Origin of the sequence: Acidipropionibacterium jensenii DSM 20535 (assembly GCF_000425285.1) — a bacterium.
Classification (GTDB): domain Bacteria; phylum Actinomycetota; class Actinomycetes; order Propionibacteriales; family Propionibacteriaceae; genus Acidipropionibacterium; species Acidipropionibacterium jensenii.
This window is the reverse complement of the sequence record NZ_AUDD01000003.1, coordinates 91,675-118,128: the sequence shown is the minus strand read 5'-3', so window position 1 is coordinate 118,128 and position 26,454 is coordinate 91,675. Positions and strand designations below refer to the sequence as shown.

27 protein-coding genes and 1 pseudogene are annotated in these 26,454 nt (G+C 68.5%); 11 read left to right on the top strand and 17 right to left on the bottom strand.

Annotated features, from left to right (window positions below):
* Positions 1-44: 44 nt before the first annotated feature.
* The 4 genes from H590_RS0102655 to dxr all read right to left on the bottom strand — a co-directional run bounded on the left by H590_RS0102655 (position 45) and on the right by dxr (position 3,897).
* On the bottom strand, positions 45-1,397 hold the full coding sequence (locus tag H590_RS0102655; RefSeq protein WP_028702335.1) for an SPFH domain-containing protein: 1,353 nt from the start codon (positions 1,395-1,397) through the stop codon (positions 45-47).
* Between the two features lie 85 nt (positions 1,398-1,482).
* Positions 1,483-1,977: an NfeD family protein gene (locus H590_RS0102650; protein ID WP_028702334.1), complete on the bottom strand. Its 495-nt coding sequence runs from the start codon at positions 1,975-1,977 to the stop codon at positions 1,483-1,485.
* A gap of 7 nt (positions 1,978-1,984) precedes the next feature.
* Positions 1,985-2,773 carry an ABC transporter ATP-binding protein gene (locus H590_RS0102645; RefSeq protein ID WP_028702333.1) on the bottom strand — a complete coding sequence of 263 codons (789 nt, stop codon included), beginning with the start codon at positions 2,771-2,773 and terminating at the stop codon, positions 1,985-1,987.
* Positions 2,774-2,811: 38 nt separating this feature from the next.
* Positions 2,812-3,897 (bottom strand): 1-deoxy-D-xylulose-5-phosphate reductoisomerase, encoded by a 1,086-nt coding sequence (dxr, locus tag H590_RS0102640; RefSeq protein ID WP_028702332.1) that lies wholly within the window; start codon positions 3,895-3,897, stop codon positions 2,812-2,814.
* 60 nt (positions 3,898-3,957) lie between these two features.
* On the opposite strand from dxr, the gene H590_RS0102635 reads away from it, so the two are divergent.
* Both H590_RS0102635 and H590_RS0102630 read left to right on the top strand, forming a co-directional pair.
* Positions 3,958-4,716, top strand: coding sequence for a hypothetical protein (locus tag H590_RS0102635; protein WP_028702331.1), 759 nt, complete (start codon positions 3,958-3,960; stop codon positions 4,714-4,716).
* 252 nt (positions 4,717-4,968) lie between these two features.
* Positions 4,969-6,396, top strand: a complete 1,428-nt coding sequence (locus tag H590_RS0102630) for an aspartate ammonia-lyase (protein ID WP_028702330.1) — start codon at positions 4,969-4,971, stop codon at positions 6,394-6,396.
* Between the two features lie 111 nt (positions 6,397-6,507).
* Here the strand turns inward: H590_RS0102630 and fabI are convergent, their stop codons facing one another.
* Together fabI and fabG are read right to left on the bottom strand one after the other, a co-directional pair.
* Complete coding sequence (gene fabI, locus H590_RS0102625) at positions 6,508-7,281, bottom strand: enoyl-ACP reductase FabI (protein WP_028702329.1); 774 nt, start codon at positions 7,279-7,281, stop codon at positions 6,508-6,510.
* A gap of 47 nt (positions 7,282-7,328) precedes the next feature.
* Positions 7,329-8,054, bottom strand: a complete 726-nt coding sequence (gene fabG / locus H590_RS0102620; protein WP_028702328.1) for a 3-oxoacyl-ACP reductase FabG — start codon at positions 8,052-8,054, stop codon at positions 7,329-7,331.
* A gap of 138 nt (positions 8,055-8,192) precedes the next feature.
* On the opposite strand from fabG, the gene H590_RS0102615 reads away from it, so the two are divergent.
* Genes H590_RS0102615 through H590_RS0102605 form a run of 3 tightly spaced genes read left to right on the top strand, consistent with a single transcriptional unit; the run spans position 8,193 to position 10,370 of the window.
* The gene (locus H590_RS0102615; RefSeq protein ID WP_232020930.1) at positions 8,193-8,618 is read left to right on the top strand and encodes a DUF3099 domain-containing protein; all 426 of its coding nucleotides are present in this window, start codon (positions 8,193-8,195) and stop codon (positions 8,616-8,618) included.
* A gap of 10 nt (positions 8,619-8,628) precedes the next feature.
* A complete protein-coding gene (locus tag H590_RS14530) occupies positions 8,629-9,537 on the top strand; it encodes an SURF1 family cytochrome oxidase biogenesis protein (protein ID WP_126412800.1) in 909 nt (302 codons plus the stop codon).
* A complete protein-coding gene (locus H590_RS0102605; RefSeq protein WP_331855826.1) occupies positions 9,534-10,370 on the top strand; it encodes a methyltransferase domain-containing protein in 837 nt (278 codons plus the stop codon). The genes H590_RS14530 and H590_RS0102605 overlap by 4 nt, the downstream gene beginning before the upstream one ends.
* Before the next feature lie 34 nt (positions 10,371-10,404).
* Here H590_RS0102605 and H590_RS0102600 read toward each other — a convergent pair whose 3' ends face one another.
* The 3 genes from H590_RS0102600 to H590_RS0102590 form a co-directional block, all read right to left on the bottom strand.
* Positions 10,405-10,920, bottom strand: a complete 516-nt coding sequence (locus H590_RS0102600; RefSeq protein ID WP_028702325.1) for a helix-turn-helix domain-containing protein — start codon at positions 10,918-10,920, stop codon at positions 10,405-10,407.
* 68 nt (positions 10,921-10,988) lie between these two features.
* Entirely contained in the window at positions 10,989-12,587 is a 1,599-nt protein-coding gene (locus H590_RS0102595) for an ABC-F family ATP-binding cassette domain-containing protein (RefSeq protein WP_028702324.1), read from the bottom strand.
* Between the two features lie 56 nt (positions 12,588-12,643).
* Entirely contained in the window at positions 12,644-13,099 is a 456-nt protein-coding gene (locus tag H590_RS0102590) for a GNAT family N-acetyltransferase (RefSeq protein WP_036980737.1), read from the bottom strand.
* Positions 13,100-13,155: 56 nt separating this feature from the next.
* Between H590_RS0102590 and H590_RS0102585 the strand changes: the two genes are divergently transcribed.
* From H590_RS0102585 to ypfJ, 4 genes are all read left to right on the top strand, one after another.
* Positions 13,156-13,515 carry a hypothetical protein gene (locus tag H590_RS0102585; RefSeq protein WP_028702322.1) on the top strand — a complete coding sequence of 120 codons (360 nt, stop codon included), beginning with the start codon at positions 13,156-13,158 and terminating at the stop codon, positions 13,513-13,515.
* A gap of 188 nt (positions 13,516-13,703) precedes the next feature.
* Positions 13,704-14,198: a hypothetical protein gene (locus H590_RS0102575; protein WP_126412798.1), complete on the top strand. Its 495-nt coding sequence runs from the start codon at positions 13,704-13,706 to the stop codon at positions 14,196-14,198.
* Complete coding sequence (locus H590_RS0102570) at positions 14,198-14,506, top strand: transcriptional regulator (protein ID WP_036980735.1); 309 nt, start codon at positions 14,198-14,200, stop codon at positions 14,504-14,506. The genes H590_RS0102575 and H590_RS0102570 overlap by 1 nt, the downstream gene beginning before the upstream one ends.
* A 78-nt stretch (positions 14,507-14,584) precedes the next feature.
* A complete protein-coding gene (gene ypfJ / locus H590_RS0102565; protein WP_028702319.1) occupies positions 14,585-15,478 on the top strand; it encodes a KPN_02809 family neutral zinc metallopeptidase in 894 nt (297 codons plus the stop codon).
* Positions 15,479-15,643: 165 nt separating this feature from the next.
* Here ypfJ and H590_RS14525 read toward each other — a convergent pair whose 3' ends face one another.
* From H590_RS14525 to H590_RS0102525, 8 genes are all read right to left on the bottom strand, one after another.
* On the bottom strand, positions 15,644-16,069 hold the full coding sequence (locus H590_RS14525; protein ID WP_028702318.1) for a metal-sulfur cluster assembly factor: 426 nt from the start codon (positions 16,067-16,069) through the stop codon (positions 15,644-15,646).
* Positions 16,066-16,605: a Fe-S cluster assembly sulfur transfer protein SufU gene (gene sufU, locus H590_RS14520; protein ID WP_084149222.1), complete on the bottom strand. Its 540-nt coding sequence runs from the start codon at positions 16,603-16,605 to the stop codon at positions 16,066-16,068. Before sufU ends, H590_RS14525 begins: the two co-directional genes overlap by 4 nt.
* Positions 16,602-17,885, bottom strand: coding sequence for an aminotransferase class V-fold PLP-dependent enzyme (locus H590_RS0102550; protein ID WP_028702317.1), 1,284 nt, complete (start codon positions 17,883-17,885; stop codon positions 16,602-16,604). Before H590_RS0102550 ends, sufU begins: the two co-directional genes overlap by 4 nt.
* Positions 17,885-18,652 carry a Fe-S cluster assembly ATPase SufC gene (sufC, locus tag H590_RS0102545; protein ID WP_028702316.1) on the bottom strand — a complete coding sequence of 256 codons (768 nt, stop codon included), beginning with the start codon at positions 18,650-18,652 and terminating at the stop codon, positions 17,885-17,887. The genes H590_RS0102550 and sufC overlap by 1 nt, the downstream gene beginning before the upstream one ends.
* A 7-nt stretch (positions 18,653-18,659) precedes the next feature.
* Positions 18,660-18,995 carry a non-heme iron oxygenase ferredoxin subunit gene (locus tag H590_RS0102540; protein WP_028702315.1) on the bottom strand — a complete coding sequence of 112 codons (336 nt, stop codon included), beginning with the start codon at positions 18,993-18,995 and terminating at the stop codon, positions 18,660-18,662.
* 1 nt (position 18,996) lies between these two features.
* Positions 18,997-20,205: a Fe-S cluster assembly protein SufD gene (gene sufD, locus H590_RS0102535; protein WP_414973626.1), complete on the bottom strand. Its 1,209-nt coding sequence runs from the start codon at positions 20,203-20,205 to the stop codon at positions 18,997-18,999.
* Between the two features lie 50 nt (positions 20,206-20,255).
* Positions 20,256-21,704 carry a Fe-S cluster assembly protein SufB gene (gene sufB / locus H590_RS0102530; protein WP_028702313.1) on the bottom strand — a complete coding sequence of 483 codons (1,449 nt, stop codon included), beginning with the start codon at positions 21,702-21,704 and terminating at the stop codon, positions 20,256-20,258.
* Between the two features lie 88 nt (positions 21,705-21,792).
* Positions 21,793-22,434, bottom strand: a complete 642-nt coding sequence (locus H590_RS0102525; protein ID WP_028702312.1) for a helix-turn-helix transcriptional regulator — start codon at positions 22,432-22,434, stop codon at positions 21,793-21,795.
* Positions 22,435-23,021: 587 nt separating this feature from the next.
* Between H590_RS0102525 and H590_RS14515 the strand changes: the two genes are divergently transcribed.
* Entirely contained in the window at positions 23,022-25,604 is a 2,583-nt protein-coding gene (locus H590_RS14515) for a sodium-translocating pyrophosphatase (RefSeq protein ID WP_126412884.1), read from the top strand.
* Between the two features lie 87 nt (positions 25,605-25,691).
* Positions 25,692-26,402: pseudogene (locus H590_RS14510) on the top strand (ABC transporter ATP-binding protein); the annotation flags it as partial.
* Positions 26,403-26,454: the final 52 nt, after the last annotated feature.

The following is a 26,454-nucleotide window of genomic DNA, read 5'->3' as shown; positions in this document are numbered from 1 at the left end:
GCTCCTGCGAGCGGTCCGGGGCGACCCCGATCCCGCCCGCGACCTCAGCCCTGGTCGCCGCCACGAGGGTTGAAGGGCTGCTGGGGAGGCTGACCCTGGTCCGGCTGCGGGCCCTGGGGGGCCTGGGGGGCCTGGGGGGCCTGCGGGGCCTGCGGGCGCTGGGGAGGCGGGGTCGGCTGGCTCTGCGGGGTGCCCCAGCCGGTCTGGTAGAGACCACCCATCGGCCCCTGGGCCTGCTGATCGGCCGGCGTGTGGCCGCCCTTGGACGATCCGGGCAGCGCGGTCGAGGGTCCACGACCGACCGACGGCGCGGTCTTGGGCCCGGTGCTCAGGCCGGGGTTCTCCAGCTTCGCGGCCTCCTCGATGGCCTGCTGGACGGTGGCGTCGGACTGCGCCCGCTCGTCCTCCTTCTGCTGGGCGATCTCCGCCATCACGTCGACCTTCTTCGGCTGGTCGAAGGAGGAGGGGTCGGCGGTCTGGTAGGTCGGCTTGCGGTTGTCGCCGTCACCGACCATCTGACCGAGTCCGCGCAGGGCGTCGTTCAGCTCGCTCGGGACGATCCACACCTTGTTGGCGTCCCCACGCGCCAGGGTGGGCAGCATCTGCATGTACTGATAGGCCAGCAGCCCCTGATCGGGCTGACCGGCGTGGATCGCGTTGAACACGGTGGTGATGGCCTGGGCCTCGCCTTCCGACCTCAGCATCTGGGCCTGACGGTCGGCCTGGGCGCGCAGCACCTGAGCCTCCCGGTCGCCCTGGGCCCTCAGGATCGCCGACTCCCGGTCGCCGCCGGCGGCCAGGATCTGGGACTGACGCTGGCCCTCGGCCAGCAGGATCGCGGCCCGCTTGTCGCGTTCGGCGCGAGCCCCCTTCTCCATCGCGTCACGGATGGTGGGCGGCGGCTCGATGGCCCTCAGCTCGACACGGTTGACCTTGATGCCCCACTTGCCGGTGGCCTCGTCGAGGACCGACCGCAGCTTCTGGTTGATCTCCTCGCGCGAGGTGAGCGCGGCCTCCATGTCCATCCCGCCGATGATGTTGCGCAGGGTGGTCATGGTGAGCTGCTCGATGGCGGTCCGGTAGGACTGCGCCTCGTAGGCGGCACGCTCGGGATCGACGATCTGGAAGTAGATCACCGAGTCGATGTTGACCATCAGGTTGTCCTCGGTGATGACACCCTGGGGCGGGAAGGGCTGGACCTGCTCTCGCATGTCCAGGTTGTACTGGACCTTGTCGATGACGGGGACCACGAGATGCGGTCCCGGATTGAGACGCCGGTGGAACTTCCCCAGACGCTCCACCAGTCCGATCTTCTGTTGGTGAATGATCTTCACCGACGATCCAAGGGCAACCACCACCAGAACGATGATGATGATCGCGACGATGAACTCGGTCATCAGGCCTCCTCAGCGAGTGCGACAGTCATTTCCTCCATCCTGCCATCCGCTGCGCCGCCATCCGGTGCCGCGCGCCGGACGGGCCTCAGGTTCGGGCCCCTCCCGACCATCCGAGGCCCTGACTGGCCGGGTAGACGATGAGGGTGGTGGCATCGACCTGGTAGACCTCGATCGACTCGCCGGCGTCGATCGTGACGCCGGGGCTCATCGTGCGGGCCTCCCAGATCTCCCCGCGGACCTTGACCTCCCCGGTCTCCGAGGTGACCTGCCGGGTGGCGGTGCCCTCCGAACCCACCAACTGGTCCAGCAGGGACCGGTAACCCGGGGCGTCCCTCACCCGCTTGAGCAGGGTGGGCCGCAGCACGGCGAGCATCACGCCGCCCACCGCGACGGCGACCAGCACCTGGATCAGCCAGGCACCGGGCAGGAAGACGGCGGTGACACCACCGGCCAGGGCCCCGGAGGCCAGCATCAGCAGGGTGAAGTCGAGGGTGAGCATCTCGGCGCAGGCGAGCACCGCCGAGGCTCCCAGCCAGCCCACCCAGCCGTGCTCGGCGACCCACCTCCAGAACTCTGCCATCGGGGCCTCACTCTCTCGCTGCCACGGCGCTCCAGCGACCGTTGCTGGTGGTGACCTCCAAGGGTAGCCCGAAGGCCTCGGAGAGGATCTCGGACGTCAGCACCTGGTCGACCGGACCGCTGGCCGCCACCCTGCCGCCGTCCAGCACCAGGGCGTGGGTGATACCGGCCGGAATCTCCTCCAGATGGTGGGTGACCAGCACGGTGGCCGGGGCACTCGGATCGGCGCAGATCTGCGACATCACGGCGACCAGCTGTTCGCGGCCGGCCAGGTCCAGGCCGGCGGCCGGTTCGTCCATCAGCAGCAGCTCCGGGTCGGTCATCAGCGCCCGGGCGATCTCCACCCGCTTGCGCTCCCCCTCGCTGAGGGTCCCGTAGGTGCGCTCGGCCATTCCGGCCAGCCCCATCTGGGCGATGAGCTCGTCGGCGCGGGCCAGGTCCATCGGGTCGTAGGACTCCCGCCAGCGCCCGATCACCGCCCAGGCGGCCGAGACGACGATGTTGCGCACCGTCTCGGAGGCCGGGATCCGGTGGGCCAGAGCCGAGGAGCAGACCCCGATCCGTGGTCTCAGCTCGAAGACGTCGACGGCCCCGATGATCTCGTCGAGGATCTCCACCAGCCCGGTGGTGGGGTGCAGCTGGGCGCCCAGAATCTGCAGGATCGTGGTCTTCCCGGCGCCGTTCGGTCCGACCAGCACCCAGCGCTGACCCTCGTCGACCTCCCAGTCGACATCCTCGAGGATCTGGGTGGTCCCGCGCCGCACACCGACCCCGGCCAACTGCACCACTGCATTCATGGGCACGAACCTACCAACGATCGCGAGGGGCCGAGCCGCTACCGCCGTGCGGCGATGTCCTCATCGGCGCGACGACGCGCCCACTGCTCGGCGCCGGCCAGGCTGTCGAGGGTGAGCTCGGCGGGCGGCTGGTGGGCCTCCACGACCCGCTGGATCGTCTCGACAATCCCCGGGAAGGACAGCCGACCGGCGTGGAAGGCCTCCACGGCCTGTTCGTTGGCCGCGTTGTAGACCGCCGGGTAGGTTCCCCCGGCCCGTCCCACCTGTCGGGCCAGGGCCACCGCGGGGAAGGTCTGCTCGTCGAGGGGTTCGAAGGTCCAGCTGGTGACCTGGTGCCAGTCGAGCGGCCGGCCGACCCCGGGGACGCGATCGGGCCAGCCCAGGCCCAGCGAGATTGGCAGCCGCATGTCGGGCGGGGAGGCCTGGGCGATCGTCGACCCGTCGACGAACTCGACCATCGAGTGGACGACCGACTGGGGGTGGACGACCACCTCGATGTTGTCGTAGTCGACGTCGAAGAGCAGGTGGGCCTCGATGACCTCCAGCCCCTTGTTGACCATGGTTGCGGAGTTGGTGGTGACGACCCGGCCCATCCGCCAGGTCGGGTGGGCCAGCGCCTGGGCGGGGGTGACCTCCTCCAGCTCGGAGTGGGTCCAGCCGCGGAACGGGCCGCCGGAGGCCGTCACCACCAACCTCGCGACCTCGGTGGGAGCGCCGGCGCGCAGGGCCTGGGCGATGGCCGAGTGCTCGGAGTCGACGGGGACCAGCTGGCCGGGGGCCGCCGCCCTCCTCACCAGTGCCCCGCCCACGATGAGTGACTCCTTGTTGGCCAGCGCCAGGCACCTGCCAGCCTTCAGGGTGGCCAGGGTCGGGCCGAGCCCGACCGACCCGGTGATGCCGTTGAGGACGACGTCGGCCTCGACATCGGCAACCAGTTGACAGGACTCCTCGGCGCCCAGTGCCAGATGCTCGACGCCGAACTCCCGTGCCTGGTCGGCGAGCATCTCCCGGTTGCTGCCTGCCGACAGGCCCACCACCTGGAACCGTTGAGGATTGGCCCTCACCACATCGAGAGCCTGGGTGCCGATGGATCCGGTGGAACCGAGAAGGATCACGCGTCGCATGCCCACAGACTGTCACATGCACACGGGCCATGGTCCGCCCCGCCCCGTATCCTTCCTGAGGTGCGTGAGACCTGTCTGCAGCTGACATCCCTGCTCAACGACCTGTGCGCAGGCCGGATCAGCGCGCCGATGGCCGAGGACCGACTCGGACCGATGCACCAGGTCCACGACCCCGACGGCCTGCTGCAGCTGTCCGAGCAGGATCCGCTGGCCTCGGTGCCGGTCCGCCGGGCCCTCACCCGGATCGCCCACTGGCCCGGGGCCGGGTCCGCCCTGTGGGCGATGGTGCTCACCGCTCCCGGTCGGCTGGCCGGACTGCGCGGGCCCGCCGAGCTCAACGCCGACGTGCTGGAGGCGGGGACCGCGGTGATCTGCCACACCTCGGGACCGGCGGGCATTCCGGCCGGGCTGTGCTGGATCCCCCAGCCGGTCGGCCCGGCCATTCAGTGGCGGATAGTGCAGGGCCGACCGCCGATTCCCCCGGCCACCCCTGCCGAGGCGGGCCAGCAGCTGCGTCAGGTGATGGCCGAGGTCTCCGGGGAGCTGGGCCGCCTCGACATCGTCACCGGCAGTCGTCCCGAGTCGGTCCCGCCGAGGTTGGGCCGGGGGCACCGGCACTCCGACCAGGTGCTGCTGGACCTGGCATGGACCGCCCTGGAGGCCAGTGAGTCGGGTCTGGAGTCCTCACCGATGCTCACCTCCCAAGGCTCCCAGGTCCGCGAGTCCGCTCTTCGCAGGCTGCGCGCCGCCGCTCAGGACGCCGTCACCGCCGCCACCGCCTGGCCCCGGGGCGATCGGGCGCCGGGCCGTCGAGAGTGACCGACCGAGCACAGAGCCACGGCCCACCGAGCACGTCTCATGGCCGCTTGAACACAGTGCGGTGACCGGACGAGCAGCCCTGCCCGACCACCTGATCAGCGTCTCGCGCTCAGATCGACGAACACCGTCGACGGCGCCGGACACGGGCCACGAGGAGGACTCGCGCAGGAAGGACCGCGCCGGACCCGAGCCTCGCGGCTGTCCGTATGGTTGGCCCATCATGAGTGGTGTCCAACCAAGGCGAGGAGCTTCATGACACAGCACCCGAGGTCATCCCAGTCCAGCCGCGTGGAGGTCGACCTGCTCGGGGAGGTGCAGATCGACGACGCCCACTACTGGGGCATCAACACCGCCCGCGCCCTCGAGAACTTCCCGATCACCAGCAAGAAGATCGGCAACTACCCTCAGTTCGTCGACGCCCTGGCCGTCATCAAGCAGGCCGCCGCCACCGTCAACTCCGCACAGGGGCTGGTCCCCGCCCGCGCCGCCGAGGCGATCATCGCCGGCTGCCAGCGGATCCGCGCCCGTGAGTTCGACGACCAGTTCGTGGTGGGCACCATCCAGGGTGGGGCCGGCACCTCCACCAACATGAACGCCAACGAGGTGGTCGCCAACGTCGCCCTCGAGGAGCTCGGTCTGGCCAAGGGCCGCTACGACGTCGTGGACCCCCACAACCACGTCAACTGCTGCCAGTCCACCAATGACGTCTACCCCTCGGCCATCAAGATCGCCCTGCTCCTGATGCTCGACGACCTCTCCGGTGCGCTCAGGCACGCCGGCGACGCCTTCGCCGCCAAGGCCGAGGAGTTCTCCGACGTCCTCAAGCTCGGACGCACCCAGCTCCAGGACGCCGTCCCGATGACCCTGGGCCAGGAGTTCGGCACCTATGCCGTGATGCTGCGCAATGACGAGTCGATCCTGGCGGCCGCCCGGAAACTGCTCACCCAGCTCAACATCGGCGGCACCGCCATCGGCACCGGCATCAACACCCCGGCCGCCTACGCCCCCGCCATGATCACCGAGCTCAACAGGCTGACCGGCCTCGAGCTGTCGGCCTCCCCCGATCTGGTCGAGGCTACTCAGGACGTCGGCGGTTTCGTGCAGCTGTCCGGGGTGCTCAAGCGGATCGCGGTGAAGATCTCGAAGATCTGCAACGACCTGCGGCTGCTGTCCTCGGGTCCGCGGGCCGGGCTCGGGGAGATCAACCTGCCGGCGGTCCAGGCCGGATCCAGCATCATGCCCGGCAAGGTGAACCCGGTCATCCCCGAGATGGTCAACCAGGTTGCCTTCGAGATCGTCGGCCATGACGTCACCATCTCGATGGCCGCCGAGGCCGGCCAGCTGCAGCTCAACGCCTTCGAGCCGATCATCGCCCACCTGCTGTTCGAGGAGATCCGCCACCTCCAGCGGGCCATGGTGGTCTTCACCGACCGCTGCATCACCGGCATCACCGCCAATGAGGAGACTCTGCGCGAGGAGGTCTGGAGGTCGGTCTCCATCGTCACCGCGCTGTCGCCGGCGCTCGGCTACCGCACCGCCACCCGGGTCGCTCAGCAGGCTCTGGCGGAGGGCCGCACGGTCGGCGAGATCATCCTGGAGGAGCACCTCCTCGACAAGGACGCACTCGCCTCGGCGCTGGCCCCCGAGCACCTCATCCACCCCTGGATGCCGACGAACTGATCCCGCGAGCCCGGCGGGGCGCCCCACAACCCCGCGGAGCGCCCCAGTACACAGCGACGGTCCGGCACTGCACAGTGCCGGACCGTCGCGTCCTCCCAGCGGAGGGTCGGATCAGGCGCCGGTGGAGTGCAGTCCTCCGTCGGCGTGCACCATCTCACCGGTGGTGGCCGGGAACCAGTCGGACAGCAGGGCCACCACGGCCTTGGCGGCCGCCGTGGCGTCCTTGGTGTCCCATCCCAGCGGGGCTCGGTCCCCCCACAGGTTGTTGAAGGCGTCGGCCCCGGGGATGGAGGTCTTGGCCATGGTGTCCAGCGGTCCGGCCGAGACGAGGTTGCAGCGCACCCCGTCCTTGCCCAGGTAGCGGGCCAGGTAGCGGTTGGCCGACTCCAGACCGGCCTTGGCCACTCCCATCCAGTCGTAGAAGGGCCATGACACGGTCGCGTCGAAGGTGAGCCCGACCACCGCGGCGGTCGTGCCGAACAGCGGCTGGACGGCCTTGGCCAGGGAGACGTAGGAGTAGGTCGAGGTGTGCAGGGCGACGTCGACGTCGTGCCACTCGGTGTTGAGGAACTCCCCGCCCAGGGCGGTCTTCGGGTTGGCGAAGGCGATCGCGTGGACGACGCCGTCGAGCTTCTCGACCCCCAGTGCGCGCAGGGTCTCCGGGAGGGCGGTGAGCTGCTCCTCGTCGGTGGCGTCCAGCTCGATCACCTCAGGTACCGGATCCAGCTTGCGGACCGCCCGGTGGGTGACCCGGATCGCGCGGGGGATGTTGGAGACGATGACCCGGGCGCCCTCGTCCTGTGCGATCTGCGCCACCTTGAAGGCGATCGAGGTGTGCATCGTCACCCCGGTGACCAGGATGGTCTTTCCTTCGAGAAGTCCCATTGTTGTAACCCTTTCGTTGACGTTTCAGAGGCAGCCGGAGGCGGAGCTCAGTGGCCCATGCCCAGACCGCCGTCGACCGGGATGACGGCGCCGGTGATGTAGGAGGTGGCATCGGAGGTGAGGAAGCGCACGGCGTTGACGACGTCGTCGACCTCCCCGAGCCGCCGGGCCGGGATCCGTGCCCGGTAGTCGGCGATGACCTTGTCCGGGAGCACCGCCGTCATGTCGGTGGAGATGAACCCGGGAGCGACGACATTGCAGGTGACCCCGCGGGCCCCGCGCTCCCGGGAGACGCTGCGCGCGATCCCGATCAGGCCCGCCTTGGAGGCCGCGTAGTTGACCTGGCCGGCCGATCCCAGCAGTCCCACCACCGAGGACATCACCACGATCCGGCCGAACCGGGCACGGGTCATGGCGCGGGCGGCGCGACGGATCACCCGGTAAGCCCCGGTGAGGTTGGTGTCGAGGACCGAGGTGAAGTCCTCCTCGCTCATCCGGGCCAGCAGGGTGTCGCGGGTGATTCCGGCATTGGCGACCAGCACCTCGACCGGACCCAGCTCCTTCTCCACCGTGGTGAAGGCGGCGTCGACCGAGTCGGCGTCGGTGACATCGCAGACCACCGGGAGGACTCCCTCGGGTGCGGTGCCGCTGCGACTGGTGGCCGCCACCCGGTAGCCGTCGGCGGCCAGTGCCTGGGCGATCGCCGCGCCGATACCTCGCGACCCTCCGGTGACGAGCGCGACGCGCCCCTGGTCAGGATCCTCAACAGTCATGGCACGAACCTAGCGCCGCACGGGAGCTTCAGGCACGACGGCCCCTGCCGGCGGGTGCCCGATGCGCTGGCAGCACAACCCGGAAAGCAGGTGTCTGTGAGGTCTCCACAGGCCCGACGGCGCGCCTACCCTGAAGGGGTGCCCACTCTTGTGCCATCCGAGTCGTCGCACCGCAGCGACACCGGCCACCCCGGCCGGAGGTCGCACTCGCGCCGCCACGGCGGTCATCTCATCACCGGCGCCCGGCCCTCGGCCTCCGAGGATCTGGAGTCGCGTCAGCGCCGCTACCTCATCTCGATGGCGATCAGGACGGTCTGCTTCATCGGTCTGGTGGTCGCCCCGAACCCGTGGCGATGGCTCTTCATCCCCGGGGCGGCCCTGCTGCCGGCCATCGCGGTGATCCTGGGCAATGTCGACGACCGTCGCACCAGTACCGTCGAGGCCTCCGAGCGTTCGCAGGCCCAGCACCAGCTCGGTTCGGCGGTGACCATCCCGGGACAACTGGCCGAGGACGACCAGGACCCGGCGGGAAGCCCCCGGGACCGGACCGACCGCAGCGACTAGGCTCGGCCGGGTGAAGAGGCTGTGGCTGCGATGGATCGGACTGGCGCTGTTCGTCGTGATCCTGGCCGGGGTGATGGTGCGCCTGGGCGAGTGGCAGCTCCACCGGCTCTCGGGCCGGCGCGAGGCCAATGCGATCGTCCGCGCCCACGAGGGCCAACCGGTCGTCGACTGGGCCCAGGTCTTCACCCCCGGCAAGGTCATCGGCGCCGACGACCAGTGGACCCGGGTCACCGTCACCGGAAGCTATGACGCCGCCCACCAGTTGCAGATCCGCTACCGGAAGTCCGGGGACCAGCAGGGCAGTGAGGTCATCACCCCGTTGCGCGCCGCGGACGGTCGGACCGTGCTCGTCGACCGCGGATTCATCCCGCGAGCCGGGGACGGCACCGATCCCGACATCGCCGACATCCCGGCACCTCCGGGCGGCACCGTCACGGTGATCGGCTATGTGCGCGGCAACGAGAACGGCAAGGACAGTGCCGTCGTCCCGGTCGACGGCCGCGCCAGACTCATCAACTCACAGGCGATCGGCCGCGCCCAGGGCGGCGACTACGTCGACGGGTACATCATGCTGGCCAGTTCGATGCCTCCGCAGTCGGCGCGGATCACCCCGCTGCCGCTGCCCCAGCTCGACGAGGGTCCGCACCTGTCCTACGCGATCCAGTGGTTCTGCTTCACCGCGATCGCGGTGGGCGGGCTGTTCGTCCTGATCCGCGGTGACATCCGCGACCGCCGCACGCGCCGGGAGCGCTCGGCCCGCAGGGCTCACAGGCCGGCCCCGGTCGGAAAGCCAGCCACCCGCAACGGCGTCCCGATCGGTAAGCCAGCCACCCGCAACGGCGTCCCGATCGACTCCGCGACCGGGGTGCCCGGCACCGGTTCCTCGAGCACCGGCCCCTCCTCGGACGATCCCTCGTGACCGGCGGCCTGGCCCAGGTCGTCGACTGGCTCATCTGCCCCACCTGTCGACGCCGGACGGGCGCCGAGGAGGGCCTGGAACTGACCGAGCGAACCCTGCGCTGTCGTCACGGTCACAGCCTGGACGTCGCCCGTCAGGGTCACGTCACGATGATCCCGGCGCGCCCCGGCATCAATGCCGACACCACCGAGATGGTCGCTGCCCGCCAGCGCGTCCTGGACTCCGGCATCTTCGACCCGGTGGACGCCGTGATGGCGCGACAACTGGCCTCATCGCAGCGGATCCTCGAGGCCGGGGCCGGCACCGGACATCATCTGGGGAAGGTGCTGGACGCCGTCGGGTCGGCCCACGGACTGGCCTCCGATGTCTCGGTGGCCGCCGTCCGCCGGGCGGCTCGGGCCCATCCGCGGATGGCGGCTGTCGTCGCCGACACCTGGCGCGGCCTGCCGCTGCGCAGCGGATCGGTGGACGCCGTGATGTGCGTCTTCGCTCCTCGCAACCGCCAGGAGTTCCACCGGGTGCTGTCTGCCGGGGGTCTGCTGGTCGTCGTGACCCCGCTCAGCACCCATCTAGCCGAGCTGCGCGAGGCCACCGGGATGATCGGGATCCAGCCCGACAAGAGGCACCAGATGATGGAGGGGCTGGTGGAGTCCTTCACACCCTTCGCCCATCAGACGGTCAGCAATGTCGTGACCCTGGATCCGCGGCTCGCCGCCGATGCGGTGGGGATGGGACCCAGCGCCCATCACGCCACCCACGTCGATCTGAGCGAACCGATCGCGGTGACGGTGGCGGTCGAGGTGACCACCTTCCGGCGTCGCGGCGGGGACTGACCATCTTCCTGCGCCGAGACCCGCACTGACCGACTCAGTGGCCGGTGTGGGCGTCCAGCTGCTCGCGGATCCGTTCCAGCCGGTCGGCGGCCTTCTCCGACTTCAGGCGGCGGTTGGCCACCTTCTTCTTCGCGGCCCTGCGCTGCTTCTTGGAGCTGTTGGCCTTGGTGAGCTTCGCCCGCGCCCGCAGCGCCTTGGACAGCCGGTTCGTGGCCCGTCGCGCCTTGGCCTCGGCCTTCGCCAGCTGCTCCTCGGTCACCGTCTCGGCTGCCTCATCGGGCTCCCGTGGCTGCTCCGGCGCATCCCGGGAATCATCCGTCGGTGCCTCGCTCTCACGTTCGGCGCGGGTCATCGGGGAGCTGGGGTCGGCTCCGCCACGGGCCCGGAACTCCACCCCGGCCTCGGCGAGAAGACGCTGCACCAGTCCGTAGGACCTGCCGAACTCCACCGCCAGGGACCGGATCGAGGCCCCCTCGTCATAGCGCTGGGCGAGCACCTCGGCCATCGCACGCCTCTGGTCCCCGGTGAGTCTGGGCTGGCGTGCTGGCATGGCTGTCCTCCGCGGTCGTGGTGATGACGCGCTCATGGTACCGGCACCTGCACCGCCGGGCCGGCCGCTCAGGCCAGCGTGATGAGGTCCTGGTAGTCGGGCCCCCACAGATCCTCGGTCCCCTCGGGCAGGATCAGCACCCGGTCGGGCTGGAGGGCCTGGACGGCGCCCTCGTCGTGGGTGACCAGCACGATCGCCCCACCGAAGTGGGCGATCGCGTCGAGCACCTGTGCGCGGCTGGCCGGGTCCAGGTTGTTGGTGGGCTCGTCAAGCAGCAGCACATTGGCCGAGGAGACGACCAGCATGGCCAGGGCCAGACGGGTCTTCTCGCCTCCCGAGAGCACCCCGGCGGGCTTGTCGACGTCGTCGCCGGTGAACAGGAAGGATCCCAGGATCTTGCGGATGTCGGTGTCGGTCATGTCCCCGGCGGTGCGCGCCATGTTGTCCAGCACCGTCCGGTCCATCTCGATGAGGTCGTGCTCCTGGGCGAAGTAGCCAATCTTCAGCCCGTGACCCGGAACGACCTCGCCGGTGTCTGGGGTCTCCACCCCGGCCAGGATCCTCAGCAGGGTGGTCTTGCCGGCGCCGTTGAGGCCCAGCACCACCACCTGGGAGCCGCGGTCCACCGCCAGGTCCACCCCGGTGAACACCTCCAGGGACCCGTAGGTCTTGGTGAGGTTGTGGGCGGTCAACGGCGTCTTGCCGCAGGGGGCCGGGCTGGGGAAGCGGATGGCCGCCACCTTGTCGGCGGCCCTCTCCCCCTCGACCCCGGCCAGCAGCCGCTCGGCCCGTCGGGCCATGTTCTGGGCGGCGACCGCCTTGGTGGCCTTGGCGTGCAGCTTGTCGGCCTGGGCCATCAGTGCCGAGGCCTTCCGCTCGGCGTTGACCCGCTCCTTGTGGCGGCGCTTCTCGTCGGCGGCGCGCTGGATGAGGTAGCGCCTCCAGTTCATCGAGTAGACGTCGAGGGTGGCCCGGTTGGCGTCCAGGTGGAAGACCTTGTTGACGGTCTCCCCGACCAGCTCAGTGTTGTGGGAGATCATCAGGACCCCGCCCTGATAGCCCTGCAGGAAGCCGCGCAGCCAATTGATCGAGTCGGCGTCCAGGTGGTTGGTCGGTTCGTCCAGGAGCAGGGTGTCGGCGCCGGAGAACAAGATCCGCGCCAGCTCGACGCGGCGTCGCTGGCCGCCGGAGAGGTTGCCCAGGGGCTGACTGAGGACGCGGTCCGGAAGTGCCAGGTTGGCCGAGATGCGGGCCGCCTCGGCCTCGGCCCCGTAGCCGCCGGCGGCCATCAGTCGGGCCTCGGCCTTGGCGTACTTGTCCATCGCACGCTGGCGGACGGCGTCATCGGGGGAGGACATCGCGTCCTCGAGGCTCTGCATCTTGTCGAGGATGTGGGCCAGACCGCGGGCCGACAGGATCCTCTCGCTAGCCAGCTGGGTGAGGTCGGGATCGCGCGGATCCTGAGGGAGGTAGCCGAGCTGACCGGTCCGGGAGACGGTGCCGGCGCTGGGCTGGGTCTGCCCGGCGAGGATCTTCGTGAGGGTGGTCTTTCCGGCGCCGTTGCGGCCCACCAGTCCGATCTTGTCCCCGGGTGCGACCTGGAAACTCACCGGGTTGAGCAACAACCGGGCCCCGATACGGACCTCCACATCCTTGACCTGCAGCACCGGACCATCCTGCCCTCACCCGCCCCGGTGGCCAAATGCGTGCACATCTTGTCAGCTCAGCGCGTGAGCCTCATCGGCACGTGCGGGATGCCGGCCTCCATGAAGGGCTCTCCGTCCAGGACGAATCCGAGGCCCGCGTACCAGCCCTGGAGGTGGGCCTGGGCGTGCAGGACGACGGGACGCCCGGCGGACTCCGCGACGGCTCGCCGGACCAGTGCCGCGGCCAGACCCCGACCCCGGTGGCCGGCCGCGGTGGCGAGTCGGCCGAGGACGGTGACCCCGTCCTCGTCGAAGGCGCGCAGGGTGGCGACCGGCTCGTCGTCGACCTCCACCCAGCCGATCCGGGAGGAGGGATCGAGCTCGCGGCCGTCCAGATCGTCGTCGGTGCAGTGCTGCTCCCCGTTGAAGACCTCGCTGCGCAGCCACAGCAGGCGGTAGAGCACCACCGGATCGATCTCGTCGAGGGACGCCCAGTGAACCTGGGGAGTGGCGGTGGGCGGAGTGTGGACCATGGAGGGAGTATCCCCCGGCGCGCCCCGACGGGCCAGCGTCGCCACAATGGGCAACAATGGACGACATGGCAGCACCACGGCGAGCAGCACCGGAGAACGAGGAGGAGATCGCCGCCGACCTGAAGGCATGGCGGCGGTACTCCATCTGGGTCATCATCGGGATGGTCGTCGCCGTCATCGGCATCGGCATCTTCGGCTATCTCGCCTGGTGGAGCCTGTGCGACTCGTCCCTGGAGGGGTGTCGTCCCGGGGAGGCCGCCACCTACTGGGGATCGGCGGTGGCCGCCGCGGCCCTCGGGTCGATCATCGGCATCCTCGCCCAGATCTGGCTGCGCCGCACCTGGCGGCTTGTCCTGATGTTCGGTCTTCCGGCGCTGGTGGCGGTACTCGCGGTGGTCTTCTGGTTCGTCGTCTAGCAGGGCCAAGTAGCTCCCCCCTCCGATGAGGGCACGGTGCTCGCCAAGCTCGCCCAGAACGACGACCTGTCGAGGACGGCGACCAGTCGAGGACGCCGACCCTTGCCGCGCAGCTTGACGAGGACCGATCGCGTTTCAGGGGCTCATTCCCCTTTTCCTGATGGCACACGACAGATACGCTTTCCTGCATGGAAAACGACTTCAGCCATGGCGGTGATCAGCCTGAACACCCTGAAGCCGCGTCGGCCCGCGAGACTCTCAGGCAGCTTCAGGATGACGGATCACGACTTGCCGCCCGAGTCGTGACACCGTGGTGGTACCACCCCGCGCTGGGGGCGATCGTCGCCGCCTTCGTCGGTTCGCAGGTGCTTCCCGGCTCAACTGCGATCTGGATCGTCGCGGTCGGAATCATGCTGCTGCCGGTGCTCACGATCACCTACAACCGCCGCTACGGGGTCTCAACAACCCAACCCGCTGGTTCTCGCGGCAAGCGCCTGCTTCTGACACTCCTCGCGATCCTGATCCTGGCGATGGTGAGCAGTCTCGCGATCAAGTTTCTTGCGTTCTCGCCATGGTGGGGGCTCATCCCTGCCGTCTCTGCACTCCTCGCGACAGTCGTGCTCGGGCGCCGCTACGATGACGCGCTGCGTGACGAACTGGGCGGGAGGACCGGACGAGCCTGATGACGTCAGATGCACAACCCGCTTTCAACGATGTGATCCACTCGCCGGTGCGGCTACGGATATGTGGCCTGCTCCGACGTATGTCGGAGATCGAGTTCTCCGTCGTTCGCGACACCTTGGGGTTGCACGATGCGAGTCTGTCGAAGAACCTCAAGGTGCTCGCCCAGGCGGGACTGATCACCCTCCGCAAGGAAGCCTCGCGCGCCCGGAGCGACTCGCGTCGTCTTACCTGGGTCAGTCTCACCGGCGCGGGGAGAGCCGCCCTTGAGGGACACCTGGCGGCCATCGCGATGATTGCCGGTGAGTAGACGACCTCGGGAGAGAAGCCGGATCGCACACTGTTGATGCGTAGTCTGGTCTCGCCTGCTGACCGACCCGGAGGAACGATGGACTTCAAGAATGACGCTCAGATCGACTCGGACTCCATCGACAACAGCGCCGGTGGACCGGGACGCGGTGGCGGCGGAGGAGGACGGATCGTCCTGGGTGGTGGGGCCGGGATCGTGGTGCTCATCCTCGCCCTGGTCTTCGGCGTCAATCCCGGCGACATCTTGGGCACCGACTCCGGAACCGGCACCGAGACGTCGCAGAGCACCGCCGTCTCGACTTCCAGCTGTCGGACCGGGGCCGACGCCAACCGGGACCCGAACTGCCGCTGGGCGGCCTACGCCACCAGCGTCAACCAGTACTGGGGGACCCAGATCGACGGGTACACGAAGGCTCGGATCAAGCCCTTCAGCGGCCAGATCTCGACGGCCTGCGGGACGGCGGACTCCCAGACCGGCCCCTTCTACTGCTCCGGCGACAAGCTGGTCTACCTGGACACCGGCTTCCTCTCGCAGCTGTTCACCGAGTTGGGCACCAAGTCCAGCACCGCGGCCGAGGCCTATGTCATCGCCCACGAGTACGGCCACCACGCCCAGGATCTGCTCGGCACCCTGGCCAAGGCCCACGCATCGGGCAACCAGACCGGTGCCCACTCCCCCTCGGTGCGCCTCGAGCTGCAGGCCGACTGCTACGCCGGGGCCTACCTCAAGTGGGCCTCCGACAACCCCGACGACCTCATCGAGAATGTCACCTCCGCCGACATCGCCAAGATCGTCGACGCCGCCAAGGCGGTCGGCGACGACCACATCCAGGAGCAGTCCTCCGGTCGGGTGAACCAGGACGCCTGGACCCATGGGTCCTCGAAGATGCGGGTCTACTGGACCCAGCGCGGGTTCAACGCCAGCAGCCTGGCCTCCTGCGACACCTTCTCGACCAACAACCTGGACGGCTGATCCGGCCCCCGAGCGAGCGGTGACCCGCCGCACGGATGGCGGCGGTCGCCATCGACGACGGCATCCACACCGGTCACGGCAGTCCTTGCGGTCACGGCAGGATGAGGGCGGGCCCCCACAGATGTGGGGGCCCGCCCTCATCAGAACCGGATCAGATGTCGCGGATCAGACGTTGAAGCCGATGGCCTGGAGCTGTGCCCGGCCGTCCTCGGTGATCCTCTCAAGACCCCACGGCGGCAGCCACACCCAGTTGATCGCCACGCTGTTGACGATCCCCTCGAGGACCGTCTGGGTGTCGTACTCCAGGCGATCGGTGAGCGGACAGGTGGGACTGGTCAGCGTCATGTCGATGGTGACATTGGCCTCGTCGTCGATCTGGACCCCGTAGACCAGGCCCAGATCCACCACATTGACCATGAGTTCGGGATCGATGACATCCTTCATCGCCTCGATGATGTCGTCGACGGTCGGAAGCGAGCGGGTCACCTCCCCGGACTGCTCCCCCGGCTGCGGAGTCGCAGGCTCCTGGTCCGGAAGGGTGTCGCGCACCAGGTCGGAGGGCCTGGCCTCCTGGGTGGTCTCCTCGCTCATGCCTTCTCTCCCCTCGCCGGTGCTCCTGCGCACACGGCAGTACTGCTGTTCTGCGTCGACACCGCGGTGTCGCTGCTCTGCGTCGACACCGCTGTGTCGCTGTTCTGCTGAGCCTCCATCATGGCTTCCTCCAGAGCCGACCAGCCGAGCATCGCGCACTTGACGCGAGCCATCAGCTTGGCGACCCCCTCGAAGGCCACGGCGTCGTCGTAGCGATCCGGGTCGAGGGTCTCCTCGCCGTGGGACCGCATCATCGCCTGGAAGCCGCGGTACAGCTTCTGGGCGTGGTCGACCGTGCCGCCGATCACCAGATCGGTCATCACCGAGGTGGAAGCCTGGGAGATGGAGCAGCCCACCGCGTCGTAGGAGACGTCGGTGATGACGTCTCCGTCCAGGTGCAGTCGGAGCATCAGCTCGTCGCCGCAGGACGGGTTCACCTGGGTCACCTCGGCGGCGTAGCCGTCGCGCAGCCCCGAGTGGTGCTTCTCGCGGTAGTGATCGAGGATGATCTGCTGGTACATGTCCTCGACGTTCATGAATCACTCCTTCCAGCCCCGGCGCCGGTCAGGGTCCGACCGGTGAAGAAATCGCGGGCGTACTCCACAGCGTCAACGAGGGCGTCGATCTCCCCGCGGGTGGTGTAGAGGTAGGCCGATGCCCGCAGCGAGGCCTGGATCCCCAGTCTCTCGTGCAGCGGTCGGGCGCAGTGGTGACCACCGCGCACCGCCACCCCGTGGGAGTCCATCAGGCTCATCGCGTCGTGGGGGTGGACCCCCTCGATCGTGAACGAGATGGTCCCGGTGCGATCGACGGCCTCGGTGGGACCCAGGATACGCAGCCCCTTCAACCCGGTCAGCCCCGCCAGGGCGTAGTCGGCGATGTCGCGCTCGTGGGCGGCGATGGCCGCCATCCCCACCCCGTCGAGGTAGTCGGCGGCCTTCGCCAGCCCGACCATCTGGGCGATCGGCGGGGTGCCGGCCTCGAACCGGTGCGGCGGCTCGGCGTAGGTCGAGTGGTCCATCCGGACGATCTCGATCATCTCCCCGCCGCCCAGGAAGGGGGGCAGGTCGGCGAGTAGGTCGTAGTGGCCCCACAGGATCCCGATACCGGTCGGGCCGACCATCTTGTGACCGGTGAAGGCCACCAGATCGGCACCCAGGGTCGAGACGTCGACGGGCATCTGGGGCACCGCCTGGGAGGCGTCGACCACCATCACCGCACCGACCGCATGGGCCTGGGCGGCGATCGCGGTCACCGGGTTGACGGTGCCGAGCACGTTGGAGGCCAGGGCGATCGAGACCACCTTGGTGTGCTCATTGATGAGCCCCTCGCGCTCGGCCTTCTCGAGGTCCAGCCGGCCCTCATCGGTGATGTCGAACCAGCGCAGGGTGGCGCCGGTGCGCTGGCAGGCCAGCTGCCAGGGCACCAGGTTCGAGTGGTGCTCCATCACAGAGACCACCACCTCGTCGCCGGGCTTCAGCCGCGATCCCAGGGTGTAGGCGCACAGGTTGAGTCCCTCGGAGGCGTTCGACAGGGCGATGACCTCCTCGGGCCGCTCGGCTCCGATGAACCGGGCGATCCGCTCGCGTCCCCCCTCGTAGGCCTGGGTGGCCTCCAGCCCCAGCTTGTGCATCGCCCGGGCCACATTGGCGTTGTGATGGGCGTAGTGGTCGGCCACCGCATCGATCACGACCTGCGGCTTCTGGGAGGTGTTGGCCGAGTCCAGGTAGGCCAACGGGTAGTCCCCCACCCTGGTGTTCAGGATGGGGAAGTCCGCCCGAACGGCCTCCACGTCGTAGTCGGTGGCCCCACTCATCAGGCGTTCGCCTTCGCGGCCTCGACGTACTTCTCGTAGCCCTCGGCCTCCAGCTGCTCGCCCAGCTCCGGACCGCCGGTGGCGGCCACCCGGCCGTCCACGAAGACGTGGACCTGGGTGGCGTGGATGTACCGCAGGATGCGGGTGTAGTGGGTGATGAGCATGACCCCGCGGGTCTTGTCCTCCAGGTAGTGGTTGACGCCGGTGGAGACCACCTTGAGGGCGTCGATGTCCAGGCCGGAGTCGGTCTCGTCGAGGACCGCGAACTTCGGGTGGAGCAGCTCCAGCTGGGCCATCTCGTGACGCTTCTTCTCGCCACCGGAGAAGCCCTCGTTGACCGAGCGGTCGGCGAAGTCGTCGTCGAGGTCCTGGCGCTCCAGGGCGGCGTCGACCTCCTTGATCCAGGTGCGCAGCTTGGGGGCCTTGCCGTCCACGGCGGTCCGGGCGGCGCGCAGGAAGTTGGCCACCGAGACGCCGGGGATCTCGACCGGGTACTGCATGGCCAGGAAGAGGCCGGCGCGGGCGCGCTGGTCGACGGTCATCGCCAGCAGGTCCTCCCCGTCGAGGGTGACGGTGCCGCTGGTGACGGTGTACTTGGGGTGGCCCGCGAGGGTGTAGGCGAGGGTGGACTTGCCCGAGCCGTTGGGGCCCATGATGGCGTGAACCTCGCCGGAGTTGATGGTGAGGTTGACCCCCTTGAGGATGTTCTTGGGACCGGTCTCGGTCTCGACGTCGACGTGCAGGTCGGTGATCTTAAGAGTTGCCATGGGTGTGTCAGGACTCCTTGTAGGGAATGGGATGGGCGACGTCGACGAGGACGTCGTCGCCGTCGATAGTCACGGGAAATACGGGAATCGGCTCGGTGGCCGGCAGGCTGAGCGGTGCGCCGGTGCGCAGGTCGAACATGGAGCCGTGCATGTAGCACTCGAGGGCGCAGTCCTCGACCTCTCCATCGACCATCGGCACCTCGGCGTGGCTGCACAGGGCCCCGATCGCGAAGGTCTGGCCCTCGGTGCGCACCAGGACGATGTCGGTGCCCTCGACGTCGTCGAACTCGGCCGGCGTGTCATCCGCCAGCTGGTCGACGGTCGTCACCTTCACCGCTGCCATCTCAGCCCTCCGAGGACTGGTCGGCGGCGGTCTGGGTGGAGGCTCCGAGGCTCTCGAGAAGCTCCTCCTCGATGCGGTCCATCAGCTCGTTGCTGATCTCCTCGACGCCGATCCTGCGGACGATGTCGGTGAAGAAGCCGTGCACCACCAGACGCCGTGCCTCCTCCTCCTCGATCCCTCGGGACTGGAGGTAGAACAGCTGCTCGGCGTCGAACCGGCCGGTGGAGGCCGAGTGCCCGGCGCCGACGATGTTGCCGGTCTGGATCTCCAGGTTCGGCACCGCGTCGGCCCGGCAGCCCTCGGTGAGCACCAGGTTCTTGTTGGACTCGTAGGTGTCGATGCCGGTGGCGACCGGACGGATCAGCACGTCGCCGACCCACACGGTGTGGGCCCCGGCGCCCTGCAGACAGCCGCGGAAGTCCACCCGCGACTTGGTGCGCGGGGCGTTGTGGTCGACGAACAGCCGGTGCTCGATGTGCTGGCTGGCATCGGCGAAGTAGACGCCGAGCTGCGAGAGGTCGGCTCCCGGCCCCTGGTAGGAGGCCGTCTGCGAGATCCGCACGGCCTTCCCGCCGAAGGTCGCCTGGGCGGTGCGCACCGTGGTGTCGCGGCCCAGCTCGAAGGCGATCTGGGCGGCGTGGACGGCGTCGTCGTCCCACTCGTGGACGAAGACAATGGTGGCCTCGGCGCCGTCGCCGATCCGGAAGGTCCAGTTCTCGCCGAGGTTCGCCGATCCCTTGTACCGCACCACGAGGGTGACGTGTGCGAACCGGCCGATCTCCACGACGAGGTTCTGGTAGACCGACTCGCCCGAACCGGTGCCGGTGAGGTTGATGTCGATCGGGTCGTCGTACTGGGCGTCGGCCGGGATCTCGATCCGCCTCGAGGGGTTGACGGAGTTGGTGGCCGCCACCGCCGAGAGGCGGTCCTGGGGGGTCTCGGCCAGACCGCGCAGGTCGTCGGGGGCCAGGTCGGTGACGGTGACCTGCTCGGGTGCCTTGATGTCCCACTCGAGGCTGGCCCGGGTCGGACCCTCGGCCAGGATCGGGGCGAACTCACGGACGGGGGTGAACCGCCAGATCTCCTCGCGCCCGGTGGGCATCGGATGGTCGGCGAGCTGCCAGGAGGGGCGCGGGTGCAGATGGGACTCGACGTCCCCCTCGATCGTCACATTGTGACCCTTCTGGGGGGTCTGGACGGGTGCGGTCAACGCTGTGCTCTCTTTCGTGTGGATTGCGGGTGATGTGGTGGTCGACCGGGTCAGCCGACCGCACCCTCCATCTGGATCTCGATGAGCCGGTTGAGCTCCAGGGCGTACTCCATCGGGAGCTCCTTGGCGATCGGCTCGATGAACCCGCGGACGATCATGCCCATCGCCTCCTCCTCGGTGAGTCCCCGCTGCATGAGGTAGAACAGCTGGTCCTCGCTCACCTTGGAGACGGTGGCCTCGTGAGCCATCGACACCTCGTCGGTGCGGACGTCGTTGTAGGGGTAGGTGTCCGACCGCGAGATGTCGTCGACCAGCAGCGCGTCGCAGCGCACCGAGGAGGCCGAGTGGTGGGCGTTCTTGCCCACCGCGACCAGGCCTCGGTAGGCCGACCGGCCGCCTCCCTGGGAGATCGACTTCGAGACGATCGTCGAGGAGGTGTAGGGGGCGTTGTGGACCATCTTGGCGCCGGTGTCCTGGTGCTGACCCTCGGCGGCGAAGGCCACCGAGAGGGCCTCGCCCTTGGCGTGCTCGCCCATCAGGTAGCAGGCCGGGTACTTCATGTTGGACTTGGAGCCGATATTGCCGTCGATCCACTCCATCGTCCCGCCCTCCTCGACGTAGGCGCGCTGGGTGACGAGGTTGTAGACGTTGTTCGACCAGTTCTGGATGGTCGTGTAACGACAGCGGGCGTTCTTCTTGACGATGATCTCGACGACCGCGGCGTGCAGCGAGTCCGACTTGTAGATCGGGGCGGTGCAGCCCTCGACGTAGTGCACGTAGGCACCCTCGTCGACGATGATCAGGGTCCTCTCGAACTGACCGAGGTTCTCGGTGTTCATCCGGAAGTAGGCCTGCAGCGGGATGGTGCAGTGCACTCCCTTGGGGACGTAGATGAAGGATCCGCCCGACCACACCGCGGTGTTGAGGGCGGCGAACTTGTTGTCGCCGACCGGGACGGTGGAGGCGAAGTACTCCTTGAACAGCTCGGGGCACTCCTTGAGGGCGGTGTCGGTGTCCAGGAAGATCACTCCCTGCTTGCCGAGCTCCTCGTTGATCTTGTGGTAGACCACCTCGGACTCGTACTGGGCGGCCACCCCGGCCACCAGCCGGTCCTTCTCGGCCTCGGGGATGCCGAGCCGGTCGTAGGTGTTCTTGATGTCGGCGGGCAGGTCCTCCCAGGACTTCGCCTGCTTCTCCTGGGCCCGGACGAAGTACTTGATCTGGTCGAAGTCGATGCTGTCGAGGTTGACGCCCCAGGTCGGCATCGGCTTCTTCTCGAACTGGCGCAGGGCCTTGAGGCGCAGCTTGAGCATCCACTCGGGCTCGTGCTTCATCGCCGAGATGCCGCGCACCACCTCCTCCGACAGGCCGCGCTGGGAGGCCGCCGCATAGGCGTCGGAGTCGTGCCATCCGTACTTGTAGCCGGACAGTGCCGCCAGGTGCTCGTCCTGGGTGGCACCGGTGCCCGGCAGGGCGGTGGTTGTGTCGACCTGAGTCATATCTGGGCCTTTCAGTCAGTCGAAGCCGTGGGAAGAAGTTGAGAACTGAGGGTGATGCGCGAGGCGGCGCACCGGCGGGATGGGCCGATCAGCCCGACACCGGTGGGCCGATGCGTTTTCGGGTGATCTCCACGTCGACCGGGACGTGGGTGGTGCACACCCCGTCGCCGTGGGCGATGGTGGCCAGCCGCTGGACGTTGGAGCCGAGCAGTTCGGAGAACAGTCGGGTCTCGACCTCGCAGAGCTCGGGGAAGACCTTGGCGACCTCGGCCACCGGGCAGTTGTGCTGGCAGATCTGGCGTCCGGCGACGGCCGGCTCCAGAGAGGCCACGTAGCCGTCGGCGGACAGGCTCTCAGCCAGCGTCTGGGCCGGGTCCTGATCGGGTCGGGCGGCGCGCAGCTCCCGGTACTTCGCCTCGATGTCGTCGACCCTGGCCTGGGCGACGGCGGCCAGGGCGTCGGGACCGGCGGCTGCGGCGAGTTGCTTGAGGGCCGCGATCGCCAGCTCGTCATAGGCGGTGTAGTAGTCGGCGCGACCGGAGTCGGTGAGGAAGAAGACCCGCGAGGGACGCCCCCGGCCCCGGGAGCCGAAGACCCGCTGTTCGCGACTGGCGATCTGGCCGCTTTCGCCCAGGGCGGACAGATGCCTGCGGACGGCCGCCGGGGTCAGGCCCAGACGATCGGCCAGCTGGGCAGCGGTGGAGGGTCCATGGTGGAGGATCGAGGACATCACACGGTCACGGGTGGTGCCGTCCGCGGGCTCTTCGAAGGAATCTCCTGCCGCGGGACGGCCCCCGCCGTGCTCGCGCGAGGGATCATTCGAAGTTTTCACAACTCCATTGTTTCCAAATGACCGTCGGATGCAAGTAAGGCGACCCTTCTTCCTGGGCTCCCGACTCCCGGACCCGTCCCCCCAGGACCGCCTGACTCCCCTTGTCACCGCTTGTCACGGGGTCGACGACGGCACCCCGGGGCACCCGGGACGGCGAGTGACGGCGTCGCGAATCGGGCTCACGGCCGTGACACCCCTCCACGGGACTTGACCCGGCGTCCCGAGGAGACGCCGATCACGACCCGTGAGCGGCTCGATAACGAAACTGTGATGTTGCCCACATCCGGGCCCTTGACCCGTGACAACCCCTTCCAGAGGTCATAGCGTTTCTGGGACGGGTCCCCGTCCCCACGACGACGTGCCAACCACCATGGCGGTGGTCCGGGGGACCCCTGAACGAGAGTGCTCGAGGAAGAGAACGAATCGTGAACGCCAGGCAAGACACGACACACGTCCCCATCGGGACGCACCCCTCGGCCCGCCGCATCGTCTGGGCCGCCCTCGCCGGCCTGACCCTGCTCGGGCTCGCCGGCTGCTCAGGCGGCGGATCCGGCGACCACAAGGTCGGCGGCGAGGCCAATATCGCACTCCCCCCGCTCAACGAGCAGGTCGGCGGGATCTCCGGCACCACCCTGCTGTGGATCGGCCTGGGAGTGTGTCTGCTCGGCCTGGGATTCGGCCTGCTGAGCTACTCCAAGCTGCACGGACTGCCCGTCCACCGGTCCATGAAGGAGGTCTCGGAGACCATCTACGAGACCTGCAAGACCTACCTCAAGCAGCAGGCCCGGTTCCTGATGGTGCTGTGGGCCTTCATCGCCGCGGTGATCCTGGTCTACTTCCTGTTCCTCCAGCACATGGGCGCCAAGGTGCTCATCATCCTGGCCTTCAGCCTGGTCGGGATGGCCGGCTCCTTCGGCGTCGCCTGGTACGGGATCCGGGTCAACACCTTCGCCAACTCCCGGACCGCCCACGCCTCCCTGCGGGGACGGCCCTACGAGTGCTTCGACATCCCGATGCGCTCGGGGATGAGCGTCGGCATGGTGCTCATCTCGGTCGAGCTGTTCATGATGCTGTTCATCATGCTGCTGCTGCCCGGCGAGATCGCCGGCCCCAGCTTCATCGGTTTCGCGATCGGCGAGTCGCTGGGAGCGGCCTGCCTGCGGATCGCCGGCGGCATCTTCACCAAGATCGCCGATGTCGGCGCCGACCTCATGAAGATCGCCTTCCACATCAAGGAGGACGACGCCCGCAACCCGGGTGTCATCGCCGACTGCACCGGTGACAACGCCGGGGACTCGGTGGGCCCCTCGGCCGACGGATTCGAGACCTACGGGGTCACCGGCGTCGCGCTCATCACCTTCCTCACCCTGGCGGTGCCGAACCCCTCGGAGCAGGTCACCCTGCTGATCTGGATCTTCGTGGTGCGCGTGGTGATGCTCATCGCGTCGTTCCTCTCTTATCTCATCAACAATGCGGTGACCCGGTCCCGCTACGCCGATGCGGAGGCCTTCGACTTCGAGAAGCCGCTCAGTTCGCTGGTGTGGATCACCTCGGTGATGTCGATCGTGCTCACCGTGGTCACCACCTGGTGGATGCTCGGCTCGATGGCCGACGGGCTGTGGTGGAAGCTGTCGATCATCGTGTCCTTCGGCACCCTGGCCGGGGCCCTCATCCCCGAACTGGTGAAGTCCTTCACCTCGACCAAGTCCCGCCACGTCCGCGAGGTCGTCACCAGCGCCAAGGAGGGCGGCGCCTCCCTCGACATCCTCTCGGGGCTGGTGGCCGGCAACTTCTCCGCCTTCTGGCTCGGCACCGTGATCGTCGCCCTGATGGGCGGGTCCTTCCTGGTCGCCAGCACCGGGCTGGGAGACATGGGCGCCATGTCGGAGGTCAAGTGGGCGGTCTTCGCCTTCGGTCTGGTGGCCTTCGGGTTCCTGGGGATGGGTGCGGTGACGATCGCCGTGGACTCCTACGGCCCGGTCACCGACAACGCCCAGAGCGTCTACGAGCTGTCCACCATCGAGGAGATCGACGGGATCGACGAGGAGATCGAGCGCGACTTCGGCTTCACCCCGAAGTGGGACGTCGCCAAGCACTTCCTGGAGGAGCAGGACGGCGCCGGCAACACCTTCAAGGCGACCGCCAAACCGGTCCTCATCGGGACCGCGGTGGTCGGCGCCACCACGATGATCTTCTCGATCATCATGGCTCTGACCGACGGTCTGGCGGCAACCTCGGAGGTCACCAAGCTCGGACTGACCCACGCCCCCTTCCTGCTCGGCCTGATCACCGGCGGGGCGATCATCTACTGGTTCTCGGGAGCCTCGATGCAGGCCGTCACCACCGGCGCCTACCGGGCGGTGGAGTTCATCAAGGACAACATCAAGCTCGACTCCGACGCCACCAGGGCCTCGATCGAGGACTCCAAGAAGGTCGTGCGGATCTGCACCGAGTACGCCCAGAAGGGGATGCTCAACATATTCCTGGGAGTGTTCTTCTTCGCCCTGGCCTTCGCCTTCCTGGACCCGTACTTCTTCGTCGGGTATCTCATCTCGATCGCGATCTTCGGGCTCTACCAGGCGATCTTCATGGCCAACGCCGGAGGAGCCTGGGACAACGCCAAGAAGATCGTCGAGGTCGACCTGGACGCCAGCGGCACCCCGCTGCACGACGCCTCGGTGGTCGGCGACACGGTGGGCGACCCCTTCAAGGACACCTCCTCGGTGGCCCTGAACCCGGTGATCAAGTTCACCACCCTGTTCGGGCTGCTGGCCGTGGAGCTGGCCGTCTCGATCGGTGCCGGACTGCTCACCCACCTGCTGGCCGCGGCCTTCTTCGTCACTGCGGCGGTCTTCGTCTACCGGTCCTTCTACGGAATGCGGATCCACTCCGCGGACGGTCCCGGTGACGACGAGTGGCGCCTCGATCTGCCGAGCGGGGACGGCTTCGGCGCCCTGGCCCAGGCTCCGATCTCCCCGGCCTCCCCGGAGTCGCCGCAGACCCCCTCCTCACCGACCTCACCCGAGTCGGTGCACCGGGTCGCCCCGCAGATCGACCACGCCGGCTGACCACTGTCCGAGTACCGCTCAGAGACTGGGCCCTGGTCCGCCGCCGTGGCGGACCAGGGCCCTTGAGCACGCCGTACACTGTCGCTCGTGCCGGAACCCGAACCCCTCGTCATCGACGACCTTCACGTCTCTTTCGGCCCCGTTGTCGCCCTCGACGGTCTCACCCTCACCGCCCACCGGGCGGAGGTCACCGCGATCCTGGGACCCAACGGGGCCGGTAAGACGACCATGATGAGATGCTGCACCTCGCTGATCCACCCGGACTCGGGACAGGTCAGCGTACTGGGTCACGAACCAGGCTCACCGCAGGCCGCCGAGGCCACCGGGCTGATGCCCCAGAGCGCCGGCGCCTGGGTGAACATCAAGGCAGGTGAGCTGCTGCGCTACATGGCCGGGATGTACTCCGACCCGATCAGCCCCGACCAGCTCATCGAAGCGCTGGGGATCACTCCCTTCGCCCGCACCACCTACCGACGGCTGTCGGGGGGCCAGCAGCAGAGCGTCAACCTCGCCGCCGCGATCATCGGGCGGCCCCGACTGGTCTTCCTCGACGAGCCCACCGCCGGGATGGACCCGCACGCCCGGCACCACACCTGGGATGTCATCGAGGAGTTGCGCCGCGACGAGGTCTCGGTGGTGCTCACCACCCATGCGATGGATGAGGCCGCCCGGCTGGCCGACCACGTCTGGATCGTCGACCGGGGAAAGGTCGCGATCCACGGCAGCGTCGCCGAGCTCACCGCCCAGCAGAGCCTGGAGGACGTCTTCCTGACCCACACCAGTGACCGGGCCGAGGGAGCGCAGTGGTCCTTCCCCCACCCGAGTGATCCGTCCGGGCCCGACGCCCCGA

Coding starts and splice junctions, on each gene's coding strand:
- fabI (WP_028702329.1), bottom strand. CDS start 7,281: ATGGGACTTCTCGAAGGAAAGACCATCCTGGTCACCGGGGTGACGATG.
- sufU (WP_084149222.1), bottom strand. CDS start 16,605: ATGAACGTCGAGGACATGTACCAGCAGATCATCCTCGATCACTACCGC.
- H590_RS0102575 (WP_126412798.1), top strand. CDS start 13,704: ATGGAAAACGACTTCAGCCATGGCGGTGATCAGCCTGAACACCCTGAA.
- H590_RS0102525 (WP_028702312.1), bottom strand. CDS start 22,434: ATGTCCTCGATCCTCCACCATGGACCCTCCACCGCTGCCCAGCTGGCC.
- H590_RS0102645 (WP_028702333.1), bottom strand. CDS start 2,773: ATGAATGCAGTGGTGCAGTTGGCCGGGGTCGGTGTGCGGCGCGGGACC.
- H590_RS0102540 (WP_028702315.1), bottom strand. CDS start 18,995: ATGGCAGCGGTGAAGGTGACGACCGTCGACCAGCTGGCGGATGACACG.
- dxr (WP_028702332.1), bottom strand. CDS start 3,897: ATGCGACGCGTGATCCTTCTCGGTTCCACCGGATCCATCGGCACCCAG.
- H590_RS0102630 (WP_028702330.1), top strand. CDS start 4,969: ATGACACAGCACCCGAGGTCATCCCAGTCCAGCCGCGTGGAGGTCGAC.
- H590_RS14525 (WP_028702318.1), bottom strand. CDS start 16,069: ATGAGCGAGGAGACCACCCAGGAGGCCAGGCCCTCCGACCTGGTGCGC.
- H590_RS0102570 (WP_036980735.1), top strand. CDS start 14,198: ATGACGTCAGATGCACAACCCGCTTTCAACGATGTGATCCACTCGCCG.
- sufB (WP_028702313.1), bottom strand. CDS start 21,704: ATGACTCAGGTCGACACAACCACCGCCCTGCCGGGCACCGGTGCCACC.
- fabG (WP_028702328.1), bottom strand. CDS start 8,054: ATGACTGTTGAGGATCCTGACCAGGGGCGCGTCGCGCTCGTCACCGGA.
- H590_RS0102650 (WP_028702334.1), bottom strand. CDS start 1,977: ATGGCAGAGTTCTGGAGGTGGGTCGCCGAGCACGGCTGGGTGGGCTGG.
- H590_RS0102550 (WP_028702317.1), bottom strand. CDS start 17,885: ATGAGTGGGGCCACCGACTACGACGTGGAGGCCGTTCGGGCGGACTTC.
- H590_RS0102655 (WP_028702335.1), bottom strand. CDS start 1,397: ATGACCGAGTTCATCGTCGCGATCATCATCATCGTTCTGGTGGTGGTT.
- H590_RS0102590 (WP_036980737.1), bottom strand. CDS start 13,099: ATGGTCCACACTCCGCCCACCGCCACTCCCCAGGTTCACTGGGCGTCC.
- ypfJ (WP_028702319.1), top strand. CDS start 14,585: ATGGACTTCAAGAATGACGCTCAGATCGACTCGGACTCCATCGACAAC.
- H590_RS0102600 (WP_028702325.1), bottom strand. CDS start 10,920: ATGCCAGCACGCCAGCCCAGACTCACCGGGGACCAGAGGCGTGCGATG.
- sufC (WP_028702316.1), bottom strand. CDS start 18,652: ATGGCAACTCTTAAGATCACCGACCTGCACGTCGACGTCGAGACCGAG.
- H590_RS0102585 (WP_028702322.1), top strand. CDS start 13,156: ATGGACGACATGGCAGCACCACGGCGAGCAGCACCGGAGAACGAGGAG.